This window comes from Synechococcus sp. R55.7 (assembly GCF_047461955.1).
Lineage (GTDB): Bacteria > Cyanobacteriota > Cyanobacteriia > Thermostichales > Thermostichaceae > Thermostichus.
The window spans coordinates 1-2396 of record NZ_JANSIC010000241.1 but is presented as its reverse complement, the minus strand read 5'-3'; the positions used below and the strand labels follow the sequence as shown (position 1 = coordinate 2396).

Sequence of the window (2396 nt, the reverse complement as noted above, 5' to 3'; positions counted from 1 at the left end):
AAGGCGCGAAAGCGTTCTTGTTGATCTGTTAGCTCTCGTTGCAGGCGCTTCTGCTCGGTGATATCTAGGACAATGCCGAGAAGTCCCAAACCTTTAGACTGATCCTGAAGCTTTACGGCCAGGCGATAAGTATAGCGCTCCTGACCTTGAATTACTTCCTTGCCCTCGAGTTGGGAAAACCCTTGCCGCTCTAGATCGGCTAGAACTTGAGAGGTGTACTCCGGCCAGTGGGGATGTTGCTGAGCTGCCTCCTCCAAAGAAGTGCCCAGCAGATCGCCAAACCAGGCGCGGTCAGTGGCATTTTGCAAAATTAGCACTCCCTGGGGATCCCTGGCCCACACCGCCAATGGCAGGGCATCCAACAAGGTGCGCAGTTGGGCCTCCCGCAGCCGCAGGTTTTCTTCCAACTGTTTCTTCTCGGTAATGTCTCGGCCCACGCCGCGAATAAACTGCAAGCGGCCCCGCCGGTCAAAAATGCCTTGGTTGATCCACTCAAACCACCGCACCTGCCCCGCTGCATCCGCCACTCTGCTAATCCGGGTAAAGGTGGGCTGCTGAGGGGTAAGGTGGGCTATCTTTTGCTGCGCCTGCTCCTGCTCTTCTGCCAGCAGCACGTCGATCCAGCGCCTGCCCCGCCAATCCCCCAAGATTTTCTGGCAAGCTTCGTTACATTCCACCACCGTCGTATCTGCACGCGCCAGCATGATGACATCGGGAAAACCCACCTGATCCCGCTGCAGCCAGCGCTTTTGCCAGTACATCACCACGGCCAGTGAGGATCCCCAAAGGAGCAGCCAAAGCCATCCGGGCAGAGTGTTCCAGTTGAGTAAGGTAAGCAGGTTGACCAGATCCCAGGAGGCGCTCATGAAGGTTGTCGATTAAGTTAAGTTTAGAAAGTGTCAAGGAGTACACTGCTTTTCAGTAGTATTTCTAACCCAGGATCAAGCACTGTGCCAACAATTCCCCATCTCCCCGAAAAGGAGAGCAAAGTTTGAGTCTACTGGAACGGTGGGGCAGTATCCTCGAAAAGGGGGCTTTCAGGGTGAAGAGTTGTTTCTTAGGTTTCCTGAGTGTTCAGATAGATAGTTCTCAATCCAGCGCACCAGCCGCTGAGAGAGCACGAAAGCTTCTGGTTCGTCCCCTTTGATGCCGACTTGGCTGCTAAAGCAGGCGATGACCTCCTCGTTCAGCTCCGGTTTAGAAGGATCGCTGTGAAACTGCAGCCGCACTTGGCTTTGGACCTGAAAACTCTCTTGAGCTTGGTTATCCAAAACTTCCTGACCCACTCGATGCAGCCGCACTCCTTGCAACTGAGCCAAGGGATAAGAAAACACCTGCTGCCGCCAAAAGCCCCAAGGGCCACGCAGGTGGGTCAGGGTCACCACCTGCCTCTCTCGATCTAGGCTCAAGATCTGGCCTAGCCCCCAAGGGATCCCAATCCACAAGCCCATCCCCACAGCCACCAACCCCAACAGCGGCGAACGGGCCCACAGTTGGGATCCCACAATCAGCAGCACCAAGCCTGCTGCCGCCCGCCAAGCCAGTTGCTGGGAAGTGAACCGTTGTAGGGCAATGCGCAGCCGTTTGGGATTGCGCTCCAGAACCTGCGGATAAACCAATGCCATGAAATGGGATCCCACTGCTTAGGCTAGCTTAACAGGGGTTGCTCTTCCCTAGGTGCTGAAGGCGTCTTATCCGTACATTGCGTTGGTGAAAAACTACAACTCCGGCTCGGCAAAAAACTCTGATAAATCCAGCGCAAATCCAGGGATCACCTCTCCACCTTCCAGGATGTCGCCGGGTTTCTTCAATGCTTCAGGCTCAGGCCGGCGATAGACCAGAACGTATTTCTCTTCAGGATGAATGATCCAGACCAGCCGGGATCCATTCTCAAAATACTCAACGAGCCTATCATGGATCTCTCCAACGGTGTTGGCATCGGAGAGAACTTCTACAGCCAAGTCTGGGGATCCCTCAATATAACCCCTTGGGATCCCGCCCAGAGATTGCAGTCGTTCTTTGGAAAAAAAAGAACAATCCGGAGAGCGGCGATTACCGGATTTCATTTTGAAGGAAGTATCGGAATCGAAGGTAAATCCAATCCTTTGACTGCGAACGTAGGAGCCTAGAATGATATGAATCAAACTTACGTAGTACCCATGCTTTGCGCCTGCCGAGCCCACAGTAACCAGTTCTCCATTCACAACCTCATAGCGATTGCCATCCTCCGGTAAAGCCATAAACTCTTCGTCAGTCCAAATTTTTCGAGAAGCTGCCGGAGAACTATCAGCAGGTGCCTCGGCCAATTTTTCTCTTTCCAAAACCTCGACCATCATGACCTCCGCAATGAAAAACGGCTAAACCAACCAAGGGAGCCGGTCTGGGGTCAACACATC

3 protein-coding genes are annotated in these 2396 nt (G+C 53.5%); all 3 read right to left on the bottom strand.

From position 1 onward, the window contains the following. On the bottom strand, positions 1-866 hold an 866-nt coding region (locus tag NW820_RS10980; protein ID WP_414407506.1), incomplete at its 3' end, for a PAS domain-containing protein. A gap of 171 nt (positions 867-1037) precedes the next feature. Further along, positions 1038-1625 (bottom strand): hypothetical protein, encoded by a 588-nt coding sequence (locus tag NW820_RS10975; RefSeq protein ID WP_414407505.1) that lies wholly within the window; start codon positions 1623-1625, stop codon positions 1038-1040. 93 nt (positions 1626-1718) lie between these two features. Beyond that, on the bottom strand, positions 1719-2333 hold the full coding sequence (locus NW820_RS10970) for a Uma2 family endonuclease (protein ID WP_414350202.1): 615 nt from the start codon (positions 2331-2333) through the stop codon (positions 1719-1721). Positions 2334-2396 lie beyond the last annotated feature (63 nt).